At 36.5% G+C, this 19508-nt stretch carries 23 protein-coding genes; 5 read left to right on the forward strand and 18 right to left on the reverse strand.

The window, feature by feature from the left end; all coding sequences use genetic code 11:
- Positions 1-89 precede the first annotated feature (89 nt).
- Positions 90-1331, forward strand: coding sequence for a nucleotidyltransferase (locus tag AZF08_RS01140; RefSeq protein ID WP_082245963.1), 1242 nt, complete (start codon positions 90-92; stop codon positions 1329-1331).
- Between the two features lie 83 nt (positions 1332-1414).
- Here AZF08_RS01140 and AZF08_RS01145 read toward each other — a convergent pair whose 3' ends face one another.
- Both AZF08_RS01145 and AZF08_RS01150 read right to left on the reverse strand, forming a co-directional pair.
- The gene (locus AZF08_RS01145; protein ID WP_033672206.1) at positions 1415-2431 is read right to left on the reverse strand and encodes a SepM family pheromone-processing serine protease; all 1017 of its coding nucleotides are present in this window, start codon (positions 2429-2431) and stop codon (positions 1415-1417) included.
- Positions 2424-3215, reverse strand: a complete 792-nt coding sequence (locus AZF08_RS01150) for a patatin-like phospholipase family protein (RefSeq protein ID WP_033672207.1) — start codon at positions 3213-3215, stop codon at positions 2424-2426. The genes AZF08_RS01145 and AZF08_RS01150 overlap by 8 nt, the downstream gene beginning before the upstream one ends.
- 113 nt (positions 3216-3328) lie before the next feature.
- On the opposite strand from AZF08_RS01150, the gene ylbJ reads away from it, so the two are divergent.
- Positions 3329-4561, forward strand: coding sequence for a sporulation integral membrane protein YlbJ (ylbJ, locus tag AZF08_RS01155; protein WP_033672208.1), 1233 nt, complete (start codon positions 3329-3331; stop codon positions 4559-4561).
- Here the strand turns inward: ylbJ and coaD are convergent.
- The 3 genes from coaD to AZF08_RS30645 form a co-directional block, all read right to left on the reverse strand.
- Positions 4553-5044, reverse strand: coding sequence for a pantetheine-phosphate adenylyltransferase (coaD, locus tag AZF08_RS01160; protein ID WP_033672209.1), 492 nt, complete (start codon positions 5042-5044; stop codon positions 4553-4555). The genes ylbJ and coaD overlap by 9 nt on opposite strands.
- On the reverse strand, positions 5041-5607 hold the full coding sequence (rsmD, locus tag AZF08_RS01165) for a 16S rRNA (guanine(966)-N(2))-methyltransferase RsmD (RefSeq protein WP_033672210.1): 567 nt from the start codon (positions 5605-5607) through the stop codon (positions 5041-5043). Before rsmD ends, coaD begins: the two co-directional genes overlap by 4 nt.
- Positions 5608-5909: 302 nt before the next feature.
- The gene (locus tag AZF08_RS30645) at positions 5910-6056 is read right to left on the reverse strand and encodes a hypothetical protein (protein WP_167332910.1); all 147 of its coding nucleotides are present in this window, start codon (positions 6054-6056) and stop codon (positions 5910-5912) included.
- 149 nt (positions 6057-6205) lie between these two features.
- On the opposite strand from AZF08_RS30645, the gene AZF08_RS01170 reads away from it, so the two are divergent.
- Positions 6206-6595 (forward strand): DUF7147 family protein, encoded by a 390-nt coding sequence (locus AZF08_RS01170; protein WP_033672211.1) that lies wholly within the window; start codon positions 6206-6208, stop codon positions 6593-6595.
- Between the two features lie 176 nt (positions 6596-6771).
- On the opposite strand, the gene AZF08_RS01175 is transcribed toward AZF08_RS01170, so the two are convergent.
- The 6 genes from AZF08_RS01175 to AZF08_RS01200 all read right to left on the reverse strand — a co-directional run bounded on the left by AZF08_RS01175 (position 6772) and on the right by AZF08_RS01200 (position 10195).
- Positions 6772-7038, reverse strand: a complete 267-nt coding sequence (locus AZF08_RS01175; RefSeq protein ID WP_033672877.1) for a YlbG family protein — start codon at positions 7036-7038, stop codon at positions 6772-6774.
- A 138-nt stretch (positions 7039-7176) separates the two neighbouring features.
- Positions 7177-7629: a YlbF family regulator gene (locus AZF08_RS01180; RefSeq protein WP_033672212.1), complete on the reverse strand. Its 453-nt coding sequence runs from the start codon at positions 7627-7629 to the stop codon at positions 7177-7179.
- A gap of 118 nt (positions 7630-7747) precedes the next feature.
- The gene (locus tag AZF08_RS01185; protein WP_033672214.1) at positions 7748-8320 is read right to left on the reverse strand and encodes a histidine phosphatase family protein; all 573 of its coding nucleotides are present in this window, start codon (positions 8318-8320) and stop codon (positions 7748-7750) included.
- 77 nt (positions 8321-8397) lie between these two features.
- On the reverse strand, positions 8398-8643 hold the full coding sequence (locus tag AZF08_RS01190) for a YlbE-like family protein (RefSeq protein WP_033672215.1): 246 nt from the start codon (positions 8641-8643) through the stop codon (positions 8398-8400).
- A 12-nt stretch (positions 8644-8655) separates the two neighbouring features.
- Positions 8656-9069, reverse strand: coding sequence for a YlbD family protein (ylbD, locus tag AZF08_RS01195; protein ID WP_033672216.1), 414 nt, complete (start codon positions 9067-9069; stop codon positions 8656-8658).
- 88 nt (positions 9070-9157) lie between these two features.
- On the reverse strand, positions 9158-10195 hold the full coding sequence (locus AZF08_RS01200; protein WP_033672217.1) for a CAP domain-containing protein: 1038 nt from the start codon (positions 10193-10195) through the stop codon (positions 9158-9160).
- Between the two features lie 205 nt (positions 10196-10400).
- Between AZF08_RS01200 and AZF08_RS01205 the strand changes: the two genes are divergently transcribed.
- Complete coding sequence (locus AZF08_RS01205; RefSeq protein WP_033672218.1) at positions 10401-10766, forward strand: YugN family protein; 366 nt, start codon at positions 10401-10403, stop codon at positions 10764-10766.
- 45 nt (positions 10767-10811) lie between these two features.
- Here AZF08_RS01205 and AZF08_RS01210 read toward each other — a convergent pair whose 3' ends face one another.
- The 7 genes from AZF08_RS01210 to cyoE all read right to left on the reverse strand — a co-directional run bounded on the left by AZF08_RS01210 (position 10812) and on the right by cyoE (position 17994).
- Complete coding sequence (locus AZF08_RS01210; RefSeq protein ID WP_033672219.1) at positions 10812-11810, reverse strand: formamidase; 999 nt, start codon at positions 11808-11810, stop codon at positions 10812-10814.
- Positions 11811-12074: 264 nt separating this feature from the next.
- Positions 12075-12980, reverse strand: a complete 906-nt coding sequence (gene ctaG / locus AZF08_RS01215) for a cytochrome c oxidase assembly factor CtaG (RefSeq protein ID WP_033672220.1) — start codon at positions 12978-12980, stop codon at positions 12075-12077.
- Positions 12981-13067: 87 nt separating this feature from the next.
- Positions 13068-13406 carry a cytochrome c oxidase subunit IVB gene (gene ctaF, locus AZF08_RS01220; protein WP_033672221.1) on the reverse strand — a complete coding sequence of 113 codons (339 nt, stop codon included), beginning with the start codon at positions 13404-13406 and terminating at the stop codon, positions 13068-13070.
- A 3-nt stretch (positions 13407-13409) separates the two neighbouring features.
- On the reverse strand, positions 13410-14033 hold the full coding sequence (ctaE, locus tag AZF08_RS01225; RefSeq protein WP_033672222.1) for a cytochrome c oxidase subunit III: 624 nt from the start codon (positions 14031-14033) through the stop codon (positions 13410-13412).
- Positions 14033-15868, reverse strand: a complete 1836-nt coding sequence (gene ctaD / locus AZF08_RS01230; RefSeq protein WP_200875202.1) for a cytochrome c oxidase subunit I — start codon at positions 15866-15868, stop codon at positions 14033-14035. Before ctaD ends, ctaE begins: the two co-directional genes overlap by 1 nt.
- Before the next feature lie 60 nt (positions 15869-15928).
- Entirely contained in the window at positions 15929-16978 is a 1050-nt protein-coding gene (gene coxB, locus AZF08_RS01235) for a cytochrome c oxidase subunit II (RefSeq protein ID WP_033672224.1), read from the reverse strand.
- A gap of 92 nt (positions 16979-17070) precedes the next feature.
- Complete coding sequence (gene cyoE / locus AZF08_RS01240; protein ID WP_033672225.1) at positions 17071-17994, reverse strand: heme o synthase; 924 nt, start codon at positions 17992-17994, stop codon at positions 17071-17073.
- Positions 17995-18496: 502 nt separating this feature from the next.
- On the opposite strand from cyoE, the gene AZF08_RS01245 reads away from it, so the two are divergent.
- On the forward strand, positions 18497-19444 hold the full coding sequence (locus AZF08_RS01245; protein ID WP_033672226.1) for a COX15/CtaA family protein: 948 nt from the start codon (positions 18497-18499) through the stop codon (positions 19442-19444).
- Positions 19445-19508 lie beyond the last annotated feature (64 nt).

The following is a 19508-nucleotide window of genomic DNA, read 5'->3' on the forward strand; positions in this document are numbered from 1 at the left end:
TCTTTACACTATAATGAAGTCATTATAGGAAATAATATATAGATTATCATGTTTTTAGAAAAGATGCTACATCGAAAGGAGAGATTATTATAAAGGCAAGTGGTATCATCGTTGAATATAACCCTTTTCATAACGGTCATTCTTATCATGTGCAACAAACAAAAAAGTTAACACAGTCTGACGTTACAATCGCCGTAATGAGCGGTCCTTTTCTACAACGTGGCGAGCCAGCCATTGTATCAAAATGGCATCGTACAAAGATGGCATTAGCTGGTGGAATTGATCTCGTCGTAGAACTACCCTACGCGTTCGCGACGCAAAAAGCTGAAACATTTGCAAACGGATCCATCTCTATCTTAAATGCCCTTGGCGTCTCTGAAATTTGCTTTGGTAGTGAAGACGGAAAAGTTCAGAACTTCTATAACACCATCTCTTTGCAACAAAAGGAAAAAGATACTTTCAATCGCCTTGTACAGCAATTTATGGATGCTGGAAACAGCTATGCAAAGTCCACTTCTGAAGCTTTTTCGCATATCCAAACAAACGCCAATGCTGTTGATATGTCCCAGCCAAACAATATATTAGGTTTACATTACATTGAAGCAATTCTTTCACAAGAAAGTTTAATCCATGCACATACCATACAAAGATTTGCATCTCATTATCATGATGAAACTTTTCAAGATGATCGCATCGCAAGCGCAACCAGCATTCGGAAGCAATTATTTCGTACAGACAATTCTTTCACGACGATTTATCCATATGTGCCAAAACATACTGCATCTCTTTTAGAACGCTATAAACACGCACATAACACGTTGCATAGCTGGGAGGAGTATTTCCCCTTTTTTAAATATAAACTCATGACAATGTCTTCTCAGGAGCTACAACATATATATGAAGTGGAAGAAGGATTGGAGCATCGAATTTTATCCAAAATACATACAACTTCGTCATTTCTTACTTTCATGGAAGCATTAAAAACAAAACGTTATACATGGACTAGATTACAACGAGCATGTACACATATTTTAACAAATACAACAAAAGAAGAACTAGCACGAGCAAATATAGAAAAGCACTCTCCATATATCCGCCTGCTTGGTATGTCCCAAAAAGGGCAAGCTTATATTTCGCAAAATAAAAAGAAAATAGAACTTCCACTCCTTACTCATACGAAGACATTTCAACATCCAGTACTAGATATAGAACGAAAAGCAAACGCTGTTTATTTCTCTATACTGCAAGAGCCTTTGCGCATGAAATGTATACAAAAAGATATGACACAACACCCAATTCGCTACGATGAAACAAACGGAATTTTTTTATAAAACTAACCTACATTTAATCCCGTTTCCTATCTGTAACGGAGAATTCTTTTCATGAAAAAACCTCTCTGAAACGAGAGGTTTTTTCATGACATTTTCTCTAAATATGTTAACGCATCATCTAATGTATCCACTGGTATAATTTTCATCTTTGTTTCAATATCTTTTGCTGCTTCAAGTGCATCTTTATAATTTGATTTTGATGCCCCTTTTTCATTTGGTGCGAAGAATATTTCTGCTCCCGCATCATTTGCAGCTACAACTTTTTGCTGAATCCCACCAATCGGACCAATTTCACCTTTTTCATTGATTGTTCCTGTCCCCGCAATCTCATGACCTTTTGTTAAATCCTCTTTCACAAGTTGATTATAAATTTCTAGTGTAAACATTAATCCCGCTGATGGGCCACCAATTTCATGCGAATCAATCTTCACTTTTGGATCTGCTACTAATTCCCTTTCTGTTAAAATAGAAACCCCTATTCCTACACGTCCCTTGCCATTAGGAATCGGTTTTAACATTAATTTTTCTGTAAGACGTTTCCCACCTCGAACATACTCTACATTTACTATGTCTCCTTCTTTTTTCCCTTTCATATATGCAACAAATTGATCACTCATCTCAAATGACTGTCCATCAACAGCGACAATGATATCGCCTAACTTTAATTTCCCTTCAGAAGGCATTCCTTCTGAAACTCCAGCGACTAAAACGCCTTTATTTTGAAAGGAGACCAAACGATTTGCACGCTTATATGCATTATAAATAGCTGCATTTTGAGAATCTTTCATTGCATACTCTTGACGAAATTGATATTCCTCATCACTCTCTCCTTTTTGCAATATTTCTTCTGCTTTCGAAATATGATTATATTTATTAAATTGCGCTGCTATTAAATTGACAACATTTGCAGGACCCATCGAAACAGTTACCAACATAAAATCCCCCGATTCTTTCTTTCCACCATCAACTTGTACATACGGCGTTAATTTCGCCGCCATTCCAGGTTTTGTTATATAGTACGGCAGACGAACATACACAAGTAACATCGCCAATATTACCCCAATTATGATTGCATATATAAATCGAAAACGCTTAAACATTGTTTTTCTCCTTCCACTGCTCGATTAATAAGTAAATATCTTGAATATGTTTTTTTGCTTCTTCTTCTCCTACACGAATAATATCTTCAATGTTCGTAAAGGCTCGAGAACTAAACTGTTCTACCGCTGGACGCATCATTAAATCCGATGCAATTTGCCGATTCACAACAAGTTCATGTTGCATAATTTCAATACTTTGCATAATCACATCATAAATCGATGTCACTTCTCCATTCACCTTAATAGGAGATACATCTACAGCAATTACAATATCAGCACCCAGGTCTTTGACAACAGATACAGGAATACGATCAATCACCCCTCCATCCACCAGTAAACGCCCCTCTATTTTTTCTGGCACAAATACACCCGGAACAGAAATACTTGCTCTCACCGCATCCGCAACAGAGCCACTTGTAAATACAACTTTTTCCCCCTTTAAAATGTCAGTGGCCACAACCGCCGTTGGGATATCTAACTCTTCTAAATTTTTATTGTATGTAAACATTTTAATCATATCTTTAACACGTTTTCCAGAAATAAATCCCATTTTCGGTACAGTAAAATCCAAATAATACTTTCTTTTAAATAAAGCCGCCATTCGGTAAAGTCTCTCAACATTGCAACTCGCTGCATAAAACGTCCCAATTAAGGCTCCCATACTACTTCCTGCAATCATATGGATAGGAATGTTTGCTTCTCGCAATACTTTAATCACTCCAACATGTGCAAAACCTTTCGCGCCTCCGGATCCAAGAGCTAAGCCTATTTTCGGTTCTTTCATTTCTCTCACCCTCAATTTTTTTTCGCTCACTTTTCATACTTATGGTCTAAATCTGACATGTATCCACGTATACTGAAATGAACGTTTTTTGGGACAAAGGGGGATTTGGTAAAATGTACGAAAAATGGAAAACAGCTTTTTTTACCATAACGATGATATTTCTCACACTTTCTCTCGTACTTCACCCCCAAGCCGCTTTGCAATCTTCTATTCGCGGATTAAATATATGGTGGGAAGTTGTCTTTCCTTCGTTACTACCTTTTTTTATCGTTGCGGAGCTTTTAATTAGTATAGGTGTCGTAAAGTTTATCGGTGTTATATTAGAACCTCTTATGCGCCCACTCTTTCGCGTACCCGGTATCGGCGGCTTTGTTTGGGCAATGGGAATGGCTTCCGGGTTCCCCGCAGGTGCCAAACTAAGCGCTAGACTTCGACAAAGTAACCAACTAACACAAATTGAAGCCGAACGACTTGTATCGTTTACAAACTCTTCTAATCCATTATTTATTTTCGGAGCTGTTTCTATTGGTTTTTTTAATAATCCAAAATTAGGTTTTATACTAGCTGCTGCACATTATATCAGCAACTTTACTGTCGGTTTACTTATGCGATTTTACGGCAATGACAGCACTTACATAAAAGAAAAACAACCCACTACAAAACGTTCCTTACAACACGCTTTTTCTATTCTCCACGAAACACGTTTACAAGAAAAAAGGCCACTTGGGAAAATACTTGGCGATGCTATTATTTCCTCTATTCAAACTTTACTTATGATTGGTGGATTTATTATTTTATTCTCCGTTTTAAATAAAATGATTACCGTCTTCCAACTCACCGCAGCACTTTCTTTTATTATGCAACATATTTTATCTTTCTTCCAACTGTCAACCCATTTTAGTATTCCTATTTTATCAGGACTTTTTGAAATGACACTAGGCAGTCAAATGATTAGTCAAACCAGTGAAACATCCATACTTGAACAAGCGATGATAACCAGCTTTATTCTTGCTTTTAGTGGCTTTTCCATTCAAGCTCAAGTGGCGAGCATATTAGCAGAAACTGACATCCGTTTTAAACCATACTTCTTCGCCCGAATCATTCAAAGTATTCTTGCCCCTATTTACACTTTTATATTTTGGGGGCCACTTTATGAAAAATTACATTCTTTTTCACCTAGTCAACAAGATATTCCCGTTTTTTTATCAAACCATTCTTCTGTTTTGTCAAAGACCTGGAATCTTTTACTCCACTACGGGCCCACTTTTACACTATTTTGTTTATATCTATATGTTATTTTATTATTCTTACGCACGATCAACAAAGAAAAACCCCGTTCATTTTAACGGGGTTTGAAACTTTTCTTTTAAAGCTCGCTCTACAGTAGGAGGAACTAACCCCGCTACATTTCCACCATAACGAGCTACTTCTTTTACGATGCTCGAACTTAAAAATGAATATTGATTATTTGTCATAATAAAGAAGGTCTCAATATTATCATCTAACTTACGATTCATCGATGTGATTTGCATCTCATATTCAAAATCAGAAACGGCACGTAAGCCACGTAAAATTGCGTTAGCATTACGCATTTTTGCATATTCAACCAACAATCCACTGTGCGAATCAACTTTTACATTCGGAATATCTTTTGTCGCTTCTCTAATCAACTCCAAACGCTCTGCCACCGAAAAGAAAGGTGTCTTAGATGAATTATTTAACACCACAACATATACTTCATCAAATACCTTTGCGCCCCTTTTAATAATATCCAAATGTCCAAGAGTTATCGGATCAAAACTTCCTGAAGAAATTGCTATACTTGTCATTTGGTCCCCTCACCTTCATACTTATAAATCGAAATTGCGGTAATACCGTAATTTTCTGCCCTTACCTTTACAAGTCTTCCTATTGTACTAGGTAAGACTACATCATCACCATGTTCCGCCATAATCAAGCCATCTTCTTTCAGTAAGTCATGTTGGTCCATTATACTAATTAGAGAAATGATTTTTTGATCTTTATATGGAGGATCAATGAGTATAAGATCAAATGATACTTCACGTTTAATTAGCGCCTTCACAGCGCGCTCTGCATCATTTCTATACACTTCAGCTTGATCATGCACTTTACAACTTTCTAGATTTTGGTGAATGACCTTCACGGCTTTGTTATCACGATCAACAAAAATAACTTTCTCAATCCCTCTGCTAATCGCTTCAATTCCAAGTCCTCCACTACCTCCAAATAAATCGAGGGCGATTCCACCTTCATAATAAGGACCTATCATATTGAAGATGGCTTCTTTTACTTTATCCGTCGTCGGACGTGTTTTATTACCAGGCACGGCTTTAAGTGGATGCCCTTTACATTTTCCAGAAACTACTCTCATTTGTTGTCACTACCTTCATTTCAATCTATCGAGCGATTATTACAAACTCATCCCATTCTAGGTAACCGCTATCAAATCCCCTTTGCTTTTCAAGGATTTTTTCTCTATCAAGAGATAACTCAATTTTCCTCTTACTACCTAACAAAATCTGTTACCTATTCACATAAAAACCAGTGTATTTCTATAAAAAATCATCACATATCATATGATAACTTTCCGTTAGTCCCACATATATGTATCCCGCTATTCTCAGATAAGAGTCCCTTCATTAACAGAAGTTTCACTTTATCTTTTTTATCCTATCATAAAATATAAGAAAGAAAAATAAAAAGCAAACGATAAATTTCAAATTCATTATGTATATCTTCATTCAGATTGGACATAAATAAATATAACAACATCACCTTCGATGTTGTTGCCAACCGCGGAGAAGACTTACGTTTCCCCATAAGTTCTTCCTCCGGTTTCTCCTCTCCCTTTGCCTTCTTACTAGTACATACTAGTATAAGAAGGGCCCTGCTTTGCAGGGTTTTTTTTATTTGTCTGCTTTTCATTTAAAAAATGAAATGATACAGTAAAAGAAAGAGGAGGAAATGATATGATTCAACGTTTTATTGAACTAGGAGAAGGCTACTCCGATTTATATGAATTACTTGAAATTGCCAAAACAAATAAAGACCGCGTAGCACACATGTTACAATTTGAAACCTTAAAAAACAAAAAAAAAGTATGCTCACTTGTTGTTGTTCTGAAACCAACAATTATCGGTGACTTCCAACCGCTATACATATGTTGCGAAGGAATTCCTATACTAGAAGATAAAAAAAGCAAACGAATTCTCTTATTCGAAGAAACTGCTGCACAAATCGGAAAGAGAGTTACTTCTTTTGTTGTAAAACCATCTACAACTTTCCCAGAAAAAGATTTATATTTTAATCATCTTATCGGTATTTTGCGAATGAATCATTTTATCCCTCCCATGCAATAGGCTACATTACATCTAACATGCTATTTATCCTATTACTTGCAGGCACTTTCTCAAGCGGAAACAAAGGATTTGTATGTAGAATAAATTGCTCATAAAAGCCTGCTTGATGAGGCTTAATAGCAGTTACATTTACGAAAAGAACCCTCCACCAAAATTGGTGGAGGGTTCTTTTCAACTTAACTATAGTCGTATTCTTTCGCACGATCCGGACGTGAATTTTCAAATTCCGTTTTGAGGAATGGGCGATACGACCGATCGATTTTTTTTACAAAAGGAAGTTTATTTAACTTTTGCATCATATGCTCTATTTGTTCCATATCACAATATACAACTGCATATTTAAATCGCTTTGATATGTAATGAATGTTACCATATTTCCTTAAAATCTTGGCATGTTTCAATGAATGCAAATAAACAATCATACTTTGTCGTTGCCCGAACATAATCTTCTCCATCTTCTCCTTTTATATGCTTATATTCTTGTATCGCATGAACAGTAATCAGAAATTTACGAAATTACAGTACGTTGCAAAACAAATTCTGTATACGTTTTCTTCTAAATCCTAAAAAAACGGGGCATATCACCCCGTTTTTTTACAACCACAACTACCTCCAGAGCCACAACCGCCTCCGCATCCACCTGCATCAAAAAACGGATTTCCCGTCGGAACTTTAATAGCTGATGACACTTCAGAACCAATTGCTACACTGAGTTCATCTAATAACTTTTGCAATGCATTTTCTGCCTTTTTAAAAGCAGAAACCTTCTCATGTAAATCTACAGAGCGCTTTAACTCTCGCATTTTCGTCGAAACAAAAGTATAATCGGGATGATATTTTCCAAAACGTTGTACTTCTTCGTATCGCTCTTTCATTGCCGCAAATTGACCAATTAATGTTTGAGCTTCCAAATCTTCTTGTAACGCCTTATAACACTCTCGATAACCCTCTGCTATATCTGAACAAACAACCGCTTTTGCAAGCTGTTCTGCCTTATCTAAAATCATTACGCTTTCAAGCGTCGCTACAATCATGAGAGACACCTCCGAGTATCCATCATAACACATTTAAAGCAGAACTACTAATTTGAGTGTCCACCTTATCAAAAACAAAAAGATTCTATTACCGAACATTCGTATCCATTATAATCTCTTATATGCAAATATGCTCTGCAATATTATATTCGAGCACATTCCAGCTCCCATTCTCTTCTTTTACATAGCTAATACATGCATTTTTCAAAGGCGTTTTAAATGTAATTTCATCCGGTGAAATCGCGTGTAAAATTGCTTTAATCGCATGAGAATGCGCCACAATAATAACGCGTTTACCCTCATGTATTTTTGCAACATCTTTCAAAGCAGCAAAACAGCGATCCACAATCTTTTCATCTTTCTCCATACCCTCTACATTTCCTTCTGCAATAAGTTGTCTAACTGTAGAAACTGGTTTTCCTGAAGCCTCTCCAAAGTCCCGCTCAACAAAACGTTCATCAAGAATAATAGAATGTATTCCAACAGCATCACCAATTGCCTGTGCTGTTTCTTGTGCTCTTATTAAAGGACTACTAATAATCACATCCCATGCCGCTAACTGCAAAGCAGCAGCACTTTGACTTGCCTGCTTTTTCCCCACTTCATTAAGCGGGATGTCTTCACGCCCTTGAATAATCTCTTGAAAATTCCAATCAGTTTGTCCATGTCGTACTAAACAAATTTCCGTCATGCCATAACTCCTTTTTTCAATAATTCGTTTCTATTGTAACAAAAGTTTCGCATGACGGACATAGTTTTTCCTTCCAATTACGTTGTATTTTGCTGCTTCATATATTGAAACATGTCAATCATAATAGAAGCAACCGCCAGTTGATTTTGAAACTTAGCAACTTTATCTGGAATTGTCTTCTTAAAATACTGTAAGGCAGCTAATTCAAATGCCTCTTTTTCCTCTGGATTACGTGACAATTTCCGATACCAATATGGTTGTTCTCGAATATAACGTTCTAAATCTTCATCAGCTTTTATATATTCCATGAGCTCTGCCCTCATCCTCTTTTCCTCCTAATCTTTTTGAAAGAAAAACGGATTATTTTCAGAATCACTCTGTTCTGGTTGTATACGCTTCCCTTGAAATTGCTGAATCACTTGCTGCACACTCCCAATCGCACTCGTAACATTTGCTAAATGTTGTTGCATTTGTTCTACATCTAATTTTTTTAAAAAGGAAAGCATTTGCCCCATCAAGTCCACAGTTGGTTCATCTGTACTTTCTTTCATAGGAGAAGAAACTGCCTCCCCATCCGCCTTATAAACTCTCCACGTTTCATCTTTCTCCCCTAGTAAATACCACTCCTCATAAAATTGCTGCCACGTTTTTTGACCATTTCGAACTTCATGAACCATTTTAGGGTGATGGTTTACAAACTCTTTAAATTGTTGAACAGAAGGATGCAACTGCCCTTTTGTTGTTGTCATAATCCTCACCTCTTCAAATATATCTACTATATTGTAAGAAAAAAAAGGCGCATGGTTCGCCTATTTTTAGACGATTCATACACCTTTTTTATTTTCGGATAAAATTTTGAGTATAGAATTTATCATATACTCCAACACCAAGCCCAGTAAATTGTTCATTTAGCAAATTCTTCCGATGTCCTTCGCTATTCAACCAACCTTGCACCGCAGCGATTCCATCATTATGCTGCGCCGCTATATTTTCACCTGCAAGTTGAAAGGCAACTTGACCACGTTGTAATCGATCTCCTAACGTCCCAAATTTGGGTGAATCGTGCGAAAAGTAATTATTCTCTTTCATATCTTTACTATGTCCCAACGCTACATCTGCTGTTTGCTGATCCCATGTTACTACCGATAATTGATGACGACCTCGAATAATATTTGTTAAATCTAAAATTTGTTGCATATTCCCCTGCTCTACTTGTTTCATTTTCTCCGTAGTCATTGGCTGTTCTGCTACCAATTCACCAGAATATACAAGTTGATATGGTCTCTGGCTTAGCAAAGTATCATCATCCATATATCTAATTCCGACGAGTTCATGTGTAAAATGATCAAAATACAACTGTGCCCAACCATCTTCCTCTATTGAAACAAGCGGTTGTTCTACAATTTCAGTATCAGACAATTCAAATTGATAACTATTCCTTTCCTTTTTCAAAGAAATTTCATGTGAAAATGGATTTTTTTTATACACCTCTTCATATTTTTCATGCATACGAAATGGTGCTATATCGATTTGTTCACCAGCCGCATAAGCCGTTACTACTTTATGCTCCGCAACCCCAAACTGAACATATTTTGATAAATCTTGATTATAGACCCACCATTCGTAGCCGTATGCAGAGGGTTCAATTCGAGCAGGTTCCCCCCATTTCGCTAACAGATTTTCAGAATCCGCACCTATAAGTTGAGATATTGTTTCCGGAAACCCTTCATTTATCGGCTGTTTCTTTTTTACAATCTTATTCTCCTGCTTAGACTGAGATGGAGTCAATATATATTGCGAAACGAGTAATTTCCCGTATAAGTCAAGCGCTAAAATAAAAATCGTAATCATTACGATACGCAATAATTTCTTCAAACAATATACCTCCTGAACGAACATAAAATTGAGATATACACAAATCCTTTTCTTCCCTTTTGTGTGTACCGCACTCTTTTCACTATATCATATTTTTATCCAAAAAGCCGTGATTCTCCCTTTTCTCGCAATATGAATTGCGATTTCTTATTATTCATACTATTATAAAATTAAAGGTTTAATATTTAAAATAAGGAGGGATTTCATGCAATTTACAAATTCAAAACTTACAGGAACAGTAATTGACTTTACACTTCTAACTGAGATTATGCAAAATCACCATTTCGTACTTGCAGGACAATGGGATTACGAACGCGTTACATACGACTACAAATTTGAAATATTAAAAGATGTATATTATTTGCGTGTACAAGGCTTCGCTACAGAAGGAGATGTTGGAGGCAGACATGCACAGATTAAATTACTTCCACCACTATTAGGAAAGCATTATTATCCACATGGTGTTGAATATGGAGAGAATGAAGTTTTCCCTACAAATGTACTCCAAAAAAGCGAACAACTTCTGCAAAATATTGAAAAAGAATTGAAGGAATTTTCAATTATAGAGTAAACAAAGCATGCGTATCCAGATGGATACGCATGCTTTGTTTACAAATTAAGAATGAATTGTCTTTTTGACTGGATACCCATAAATAGATCCATCTTTTATCTTAACTTTGTCTTCCCACGGAACTTTGTAATTCCCCTCAGCTAAATCTTTAACAAATGTATATGGATTTTCTTTCACCCCACCTGGAGTAGCTACGTATCCTCTAGCCCCTAAATTATAAATGTTATTTTCAAGTCCCCATCCTAATCTAGCTTGATCAGCTAATTCAGGATATACTTCTGCAGTAACAATTTCCCATGGATTACGATGCCCTTGTACTAAAGTAGTTCCATCAAAGTTACATACTTGTCCTTCACCAAAGTAATAAAACACACCATCATACCCTGCTAAATTTACTGATAATGTATACATTAAATTTTGCCATGCATTCGAACGGTTTGTTAACATCCATTGTTCACTCACCTGTGTGCTGTATCCAGAAATCCGAATCAGAACGTTAGCACCTTTGTAAGCTGCTTCACGAGCAATTTCAGGGAACATTCCATCATGACAGATGCAAACAGCTAACTTACTTCCTCCAGGACCATCACAAACAGGTAATCCTAAATCTCCTGCTTTCCATGGTTCAACTGGAACCCACGGATTCAATTTGCGATATTTCAAAATCATCTCGCCTTGAGGGTCAATAATAATTGCTGTATTATATGGTTCCCCACCATCTGGATTTTTTTCCATTATTGAAAACACACCATATACCTGTGCTTCTTTACATGCTTCAGCAAACAACTCTGTTTCCGCTCCAGGCACTGCACATAAAAATTCTTCTGTTGTCCATTTTTTTGTATTGAGCCCTTGTGTACTATACTCAGGAAATACGATTAATTCTAATCCTGGATAACCGGATTTGGTTGAATGAATCGTATTAATAATCTGTTTAATTTGTTTATCAATATCTGCTCGTGACTCCACTACTGGTACTGGATATTGAATTAACGCTGTTAAAAAACCACTAATTGGCTTTACCATACTTCCACTACTACCCATTTAACATCCCCCTTAAAAATAGTTTATGTTTAATAGAGAGAACAAGTTTGATTTGCACCTCTCTACTCAAACCTAGTACTACATGTGTATTGAAACTAGTAGCGAACGTTACACTTGCTTTAAAAGCATTCATTTTCATTCATGACTATAATAGATTAACATAAATAAACAGAAAATTAAATTTATTTATCCTTCATTTTCCCTATTGCATATTAATTCTATTTCCCCATATCAAAAGGTGCATAATCTCCATGCACCTTTTGATTACTTTGTTTGTAAATAAGGAGGTACAGCTTGTAATTGCTCCTCATCTTTTTTCCGTTCTTTACGTGCCCATTTAAAAAATACATAACCAATAATCGCACCATATACTATTTCCTGGACAATTTTCATTATGATACCACCTGTTTGTTGATCCTGTACAATTGGCATCCAATGTAAAAAATCTGGTCCGGTTATATTTAAATCTGTCAATGTCCCGGCTGGTACACAGAGTTCCATCGCTTTCATCCAAGCATTTGGATCCGTATATGTCGCGAACAATGGTTCACTTGCGAAAATTATTAGCGCACAAGCTGGCGTTAATAAAATACCATTAGCAAACATATAACCAAGTTTCTTTATATCACTTAATGTTTGATATTCTGATAACGGATTTAACATTGGCCACCACATCATCATCGCTGTAAAGAATAGTATAGCGAGAAGAATAGGATGTGCCACTTGACTTTGTTTCACCGCATCAAAAACAACTGGTAAATGATAAAAAGAAAATAACCCATTGAATACAAAGAGGGCAATAAGCGGGTTTGCGAAAAGCAATACAATAACCCGGAAAACCTTAAAGGATGTAGCATATTGATACAGCCAAGCAGGTATCCCTAATAATAATAGCGGAGGCACGGCAATATACATCACTGCCATTTCAAACATATGTGCACTGAAAATAATATGTCCAAGTAAATCAACAGGACCTCCCTTTACAATATATAGAAGGAATATTCCTGTCGTAAAATAAAACATCTGTTTTTTACTTACCTTTTCTGAACTCTCAAACCGTGTTCTATACGGCCCAATAATGAGAAAGTAACAGATAAGGATTGAAACCATAAAACATAAAAAGATCGGGCTCCATAACGCTTGAAAACCAAATATCCATAAGTTGCTCATTTTCACACCCACCTTTTCAATATGAATTTCTTATCATCATAGGAAAAGAGGGCCAAAATAACTCAAAGGCCCCCTACCCATTACTGTTTAAACCCATACAATTGTCATAAAAGCCAAAATCGTTAACAATCCTACTAGCAATCCAGAATATAAGAAAAACGATGCTGCTTCATGGCCCTTGTGACTCATATGCATGAAATAATATAGCTGAAATATAACTTGAACAACCGCTAACAATAAAATAAATGGTACAGAGAAAACAGGACTAAAAGTTTTCGGATAAGCGACTGATACAAAAGCTACAATTGTTAAGAAAATCATCAAACCAAATGTTATAACTTGATGCTTCATTTCCTCTGCACTTTTTCTTCTACGATAAACGAGATCTACCTTCGAGTTACTTGTATGTGTTTGCTTTATTGCCATTGTTTATCCCACCATTCCCATCAAGTATACTACAGTGAAAATAAACACCCAAACTACGTCGATAAAATGCCAATAAATAGATGCGACGTAAAACTTTGGAGCATTGTATAAATTCAATCCACGCTTCGCGTTACGAAAAATCAATGTTAAGATCCACAGTAATCCGAATAGTACGTGTAATCCATGTGTCCCAACAAGCGCATAAAACGCTGAACCAAACGCACTACTTCTCATTGTATGTTTAAATTCGTGTGCGTAATGATTAAACTCATATATTTCAAATCCTAAAAAACCTAACCCAAGCAATACAGTAACAATTAACCAAAGTTGCATTTGCTTAAAGTTAAAGTTCTTCATGTGATACATTGCATACACGCTCGTCAAACTACTTGTCAACAAAAGCATTGTCATAATGAATACAAGTGGCATTTGAAACATTTCTTGCGAAGTTGGGCCACCGTTTGTAGAATTCTTTAACGCCAAATATGTGCCAAACAAGGAAGCGAACAATACAGTTTCGCCTCCGAGAAACAGCCAAAATCCAACAAACTTATTTTTCCCTTCAAGGGTTGCTTTTTCAGGCTCTGCTGGAAATGTTTCATTCGTTAATTTTTCCTCTACATGCATTACGCCTTGCCCCCCTTATCATCTAAATCTTCTTTATGAATATGATAACCATGATCATCGATTACCGATCTCAAGAACATTGCACCAAACGTAATGATAAGTCCAACAATCGCGACTAATAACCAGAATGTATCTTTTCCACCCTGCATATACATTGCGCCAAACGCCGCTATAAATAACCCAAGAGATATAACGAATGGTGAGAAAGAAGAATTCGGCATATGAATATCACTTATAGGCTCTGCCGCTGTCATTTCTTTGTTCCCTTCACGTTTCTCAATCCAGAACGGATCTAATCCACGAACGAAAGGTAATTGTTTGAAATTATATTCTGGTGTAGGTGCAGGCATTGTCCATTCTAATGTACGGCCATCCCACGGATCACGTCCTGCTTTCTCTTTAGACAATGATGTTTTAACAACATTAACTAAAAGGACAATTGTTCCAAGGGCCATAAATGCAGCTCCAATCGAACTAACCATGTTACCAAGCTCTAATCCTTGCCCTTCTAGGTATGTGTAGTAACGACGTGGCATACCAATTAGACCAAGGAAATGCTGGATAAAGAATGTTAAATGGAAACCAATAAAGAACAACCAAAATGTAATTTTCCCAAGTGTTTCATTTAATACTCTATTAAACATAAGCGGCCAATAATAATGTGCACCTGCTAACAATCCAAATACAACCCCACCAACGATTACATAGTGGAAATGTGCCACAACGAAATAGTTATCATGGAATTGATAGTCAGCAGGGGCCGATGCAAGCATGACTCCTGTTACGCCCCCCATTACAAATGATGGAATAAAAGCTACAGCCCACATCATTGGCGTTGTAAATCTGATACTTCCGCCCCACATCGTAAAGAGCCAGTTGAATATCTTTATACCTGTCGGAACTGCAATTGCCATTGTTGCAACTGAAAAAATAGCATTCGCAACAGGACCGAGACCAACCGTGAACATGTGATGCGCCCACACCATAAAGCCTAAAAACCCAATTAATACTGTTGCAAATACCATAGATGAATAACCAAACAATCGTTTTTTAGAGAATGTGGCGAAAATTTCTGAGAATATTCCGAAAGCTGGGAGGATAAGAATGTACACTTCTGGATGACCGAAGATCCAGAATAAATGCTCCCATATAATTGTATTCCCCCCTAAAGCCGGGTTAAAGAAACTAGTACCAAATAAACGATCTAACATAAGCAACGCCAATCCAACCGTTAAAGGTGGAAATGCAAATAAAATAAGCGAGGATGTCACAAATGTTGTCCATGTAAACATCGGCATTCGCATGTATGTCATCCCAGGTGCACGCATATTAATAATTGTGACAAGGAAGTTAATCCCACCAATTAGTGTTCCTATACCTGAGATTTGCAGTCCTAATACATAGAAGTCCACTCCATGCCCCTTAGAAGCAAGAGATAGCGATGCATAAGATGTCCAACCCGCATCAGGCGCACCACCTAAAAACCAGCTTAAATTTAAAAATACTCCTCCGAAGAAAAACAACCAAAATCCAAGTGAATTTAAAAATGGGAACGCCACATCTCGAGCCCCAATTTGAAGCGGTACAGCAGCGTTCATAAATGCAAATACAAGCGGCATAGCTGCGAGGAATATCATTGTTGTACCGTGCATCGTCAACACTTGGTTATACATATCTCCAACAAGAAAATCATTATTTGGAATCGCTAACTGAAGACGGATAAATAGCGCTTCTATTCCGCCAATGATAAAAAACAACCCACCTGCAATTAAATAGAGAATGGCAATTTTTTTATGGTCTACTGTCGTTAAATAATCCCATATAACAGCACCCATCCCCTGTTTTTTTGCTACAGAACTCACGTTTTCAACCTCCCCTTCGCAAATGATCCCTCTTTACTTCTCAACTTTTAACGTTTTCAAATATGCATGTAATGCATCTACTTGACCATCCGTTAAGTTTCCATATTTACCAGTCATTTTATTTCCTGGTTTCATATTTTCAGGATCTTTTAGCCATTTTTTTACGTTTTCTTCATTATTTTCGGCAATACCAGCAACCGTATCGCGATCAGCAAAGTTTGCTAGGTTTGGTGCAATACGTGCAGAAGGTGGTCTACTATCATTTGATCCAACTGCATGACAACCAATACAGCTTTTGTTGAATATTTCCTTACCTTCCTGTTCTTTTGTAGAAGCTACTTCCTTTTTACCATCAATCTTCTTCATATCAGCAATCCAAGATTTGTACTCGCTTTCATCAACAGCTTTCACTTTAAATTGCATTAAAGAATGTGATGGACCACAAAATTCTGTACAAAAACCATTATAAGTGCCTGATTTATCTGCTTTTAACCACATTTTGTTGACATTATCTGTATTCGTATCCATTTTTCCAGCTAAAGATGGAACCCAAAATGAATGCTTAATGTCGGCACCCTTCAAATTCAAATACACTTTCTTACCTGTGGGGATAACTAAATCTTGTGAAGTTACTACCTTTTCTGATTTATAAGAAAATTCCCACCAATAAAGATTCGCTGTTACATCAACAACGATTGTATCTTTATCAATATTCTTTTTCTCCATCGCACTTACATCAGCAAGTTTGAATGTATATGTAACAGTTGGGACAGCCAATATAAGCAAAAGGATAATTGGAATGACTGTCCATATAATTTCTAGCTTGTGATTCCCTTCAACTTGTTTCGGGATATAATCTTCCTGCCCCTTCTTTTGTCGGAAACGCACAATTACATACAAGAAAATAATAGTAACTACAAGTACCACACCTACCATAATTGCACTTGCTAACAAGAGTAAATCATATTGCATTTTCGCTACTTCACCTTGCGGAATTAAAGTAGATTGAAAGGCTTTACCGCATCCCCCCAACAGTAAAGCCAGCAGTGAAACGAATGAAAGCAGTCGCCACTGTTTCTTCATACAAACAACCCCCACTTTCTTTGTGAATTAGATTGTACTTTATAATTAAGTAAAGTAAATCTCAACGTAAAGAAATCCCTCATGTCGTTGTCTTAGAAGAATGTTACTACAATCATTGATACAAATAAGATTGTAAGGTAATTCAAGGAGTAAACAAACATTTGTATGGACCATTTGATGTCGTCTTTCTTACGGAAACCATAGAATCCTAGTGCGATCCATCCGATATTAAGCAATGTTGCAATTACCATAAATGTTACTCCGAGTCCACTCATATAAAATGGTAGTGGTAATAAACATACTGTCCAAATCATTATTTGGCGTTTTGTAAACTCAAATCCATGTACTACTGGTAGCATCGGAATGCCTGCATTGCGATATTCATCAACACGTTTCATCGCAAGAGCGAGAAAGTGTGGAATTTGCCAAATAAACATAATTAAAAATAGCATCCAAGCAATTGGATGATTTAGAGTTGGATCAATTGCCGCCCAACCGATTAAAGGTGGAACTGCACCAGATACACTACCTACTACTGTATTTAGTGTGTATGCTCGTTTTGTCCATAATGAATATAGAACAACATATGTGAAAGCACCAATGAACCCAATGAATACTGCCATCGGCGTTGTCAACAACAAGAATACAAATCCAAGAAGTAATATTGAAATACCAAATGTTAATGCGAATCCAGGTTTATATTTACCTGTTACTGTTGGACGGTTTTTCGTCCGTTCCATTAAATGGTCAATATCTCGGTCTATATAGTTATTTAAACTACATGCCCCCGCCATAATTAATCCCGAACCGACAATTGCAAAAAACATCTTATCTAAGTGGTTCAAAACATTTAATCCATTAAAATGTAAAGCCAACCAAAAACCTGTAAATACAGTAAGTGTATTTGAGTTTACAATCCCCATCTTAACGAGCGCTAATAAATCTTGTACACGTGTTGTTTCCGGTATACTTGTTACAGCTGACTCATCATGCAGCTCACTTGTTGCATGGTTCATCATTTCAACCCCCTCTTAAAACTTTCATCTTTCTATTGCGCCCTTACTTCATATGAAATATCGCGCTATATATATAGCAATATTATTACAGTAGAAATATTGTTAACTCATTCTACTACTAATCTACGCTCATACTCGAGTATATTAAAACATATTTCCCGAACAATTTGTGAAGAAAACATGAACTTTTTGTGTCGAATAACAAAAAAGTTTCTCCTATTACTCCCTAATCATACCATGAGATTACCTTCTATAATAAACTATTTTGTCATATTTGGCATATATTCTCCTCATTTCTTTTCATAATAGAAGTATTTTCACCTATAATAGGTGGTTTTTATTCCATTTTTTTGTTTTTTGAAAGCACTTTATCACCTACCTCCATTCCTTTGCTATTTTATTATTTTTTATATATCATAGGACTGTAGCGCATTTCGTTCAATAAAATTGATGAAATGAAAATATTTCGCAATAACTTCATAACAGAAAGATGGTGAAAAGATTGCAACGCTTTATTAAATGGTTAGCAGTCATTACAAGTCTCGACCTATTATTTGTTTTACTAGGGGGAGCATTGGTTACAAAAACAGGGTCAGGGCAAGGGTGCGGTAAATCATGGCCTCTTTGTAATGGTGAATTCGTTCCTTCCAATTTATCAATGGAAACGATTATTGAACTAAGTCATCGCTTAACATCAGGATCCGCAGGAATTCTCGTTACACTTCTTTGCATCTTATCCTGGAAATATTATAAGCATGTACGTGAAACAAAAACGCTTGCTATTTTATCTTTCGTATTTTTAGTTGCACAAGCATTAATGGGGGCAGCCGCAGTTGTATGGGGACAAGTACCTGCTGTACTTGCTATTCATTTCGGTATTTCCTTAATCTCATTTGCTTCTGTCATTCTACTATCGTGTCTTATTTTTGAGATTGACAAAAAATTCGATGCACGATCTCTCATTATGGACAAAAAGATGAAATTTCATATTTATGGTGTAACAATTTACAGCTATATCGTCGTCTATACAGGGGCTCTGGTACGTCATGAACGTGCAAGTTTAGCATGCCCAGACTTCCCACTTTGTAGTAAAAATAGACCATGGCCTACTCAGTTACACGAATGGGTTCAGATGGGACACAGGGTTGCTGCAATGTTCATATTCGCTTGGATTCTATATGCAATGATTGTTGCGATTCGTCACTATAAACAACAGCGAGTTATATACTGGGGATGGATTACTTCATTTATTCTCGTTACGCTTCAAGCAATCGTTGGTATTTTAGTTGTCTATACAGATGCAAGCTTGCCAATGGCATTGTTACACTCACTCTTTATCTCTTGCCTCTTTGCTGTATTATGTTATTTAGTCATGTTAGGCACGAGAAGCAAAGCAAACGTGCAAGACACACGCGAATCAACTACTACACAAAAGAAACAATCATTATAATAACTTGCCTATGGCAAGTTATTATTTTTATATAAAGAAAAGAGCTACTTTTCAGCAACTCTTT

The organism is Bacillus gaemokensis (genome assembly GCF_001590835.1).
GTDB lineage: Bacteria > Bacillota > Bacilli > Bacillales > Bacillaceae_G > Bacillus_A > Bacillus_A gaemokensis.

Bases quoted from the DNA above. Each gene is read 5' to 3' on its own strand.
- ctaE (WP_033672222.1), bottom strand. From the start codon at position 14,033: ATGCATGTAGAGGAAAAATTAACGAATGAAACATTTCCAGCAGAGCCT.
- AZF08_RS01190 (WP_033672215.1), bottom strand. From the start codon at position 8,643: ATGAGGGCAGAGCTCATGGAATATATAAAAGCTGATGAAGATTTAGAA.
- AZF08_RS01205 (WP_033672218.1), top strand. From the start codon at position 10,401: ATGCAATTTACAAATTCAAAACTTACAGGAACAGTAATTGACTTTACA.
- AZF08_RS01145 (WP_033672206.1), bottom strand. From the start codon at position 2,431: ATGTTTAAGCGTTTTCGATTTATATATGCAATCATAATTGGGGTAATA.
- rsmD (WP_033672210.1), bottom strand. From the start codon at position 5,607: ATGAGAGTAGTTTCTGGAAAATGTAAAGGGCATCCACTTAAAGCCGTG.
- ylbD (WP_033672216.1), bottom strand. From the start codon at position 9,069: ATGACAACAACAAAAGGGCAGTTGCATCCTTCTGTTCAACAATTTAAA.
- AZF08_RS01180 (WP_033672212.1), bottom strand. From the start codon at position 7,629: ATGATTGTAGCGACGCTTGAAAGCGTAATGATTTTAGATAAGGCAGAA.
- ctaD (WP_200875202.1), bottom strand. From the start codon at position 15,868: ATGGGTGCTGTTATATGGGATTATTTAACGACAGTAGACCATAAAAAA.
- ylbJ (WP_033672208.1), top strand. From the start codon at position 3,329: ATGTACGAAAAATGGAAAACAGCTTTTTTTACCATAACGATGATATTT.
- cyoE (WP_033672225.1), bottom strand. From the start codon at position 17,994: ATGAACCATGCAACAAGTGAGCTGCATGATGAGTCAGCTGTAACAAGT.
- AZF08_RS01185 (WP_033672214.1), bottom strand. From the start codon at position 8,320: ATGACGGAAATTTGTTTAGTACGACATGGACAAACTGATTGGAATTTT.
- coxB (WP_033672224.1), bottom strand. From the start codon at position 16,978: ATGAAGAAACAGTGGCGACTGCTTTCATTCGTTTCACTGCTGGCTTTA.
- ctaG (WP_033672220.1), bottom strand. From the start codon at position 12,980: ATGAGCAACTTATGGATATTTGGTTTTCAAGCGTTATGGAGCCCGATC.
- AZF08_RS01150 (WP_033672207.1), bottom strand. From the start codon at position 3,215: ATGAAAGAACCGAAAATAGGCTTAGCTCTTGGATCCGGAGGCGCGAAA.
- ctaF (WP_033672221.1), bottom strand. From the start codon at position 13,406: ATGGCAATAAAGCAAACACATACAAGTAACTCGAAGGTAGATCTCGTT.
- AZF08_RS01170 (WP_033672211.1), top strand. From the start codon at position 6,206: ATGATTCAACGTTTTATTGAACTAGGAGAAGGCTACTCCGATTTATAT.
- AZF08_RS01210 (WP_033672219.1), bottom strand. From the start codon at position 11,810: ATGGGTAGTAGTGGAAGTATGGTAAAGCCAATTAGTGGTTTTTTAACA.
- AZF08_RS30645 (WP_167332910.1), bottom strand. From the start codon at position 6,056: ATGGGGAAACGTAAGTCTTCTCCGCGGTTGGCAACAACATCGAAGGTG.
- AZF08_RS01175 (WP_033672877.1), bottom strand. From the start codon at position 7,038: ATGTTCGGGCAACGACAAAGTATGATTGTTTATTTGCATTCATTGAAA.
- coaD (WP_033672209.1), bottom strand. From the start codon at position 5,044: ATGACAAGTATAGCAATTTCTTCAGGAAGTTTTGATCCGATAACTCTT.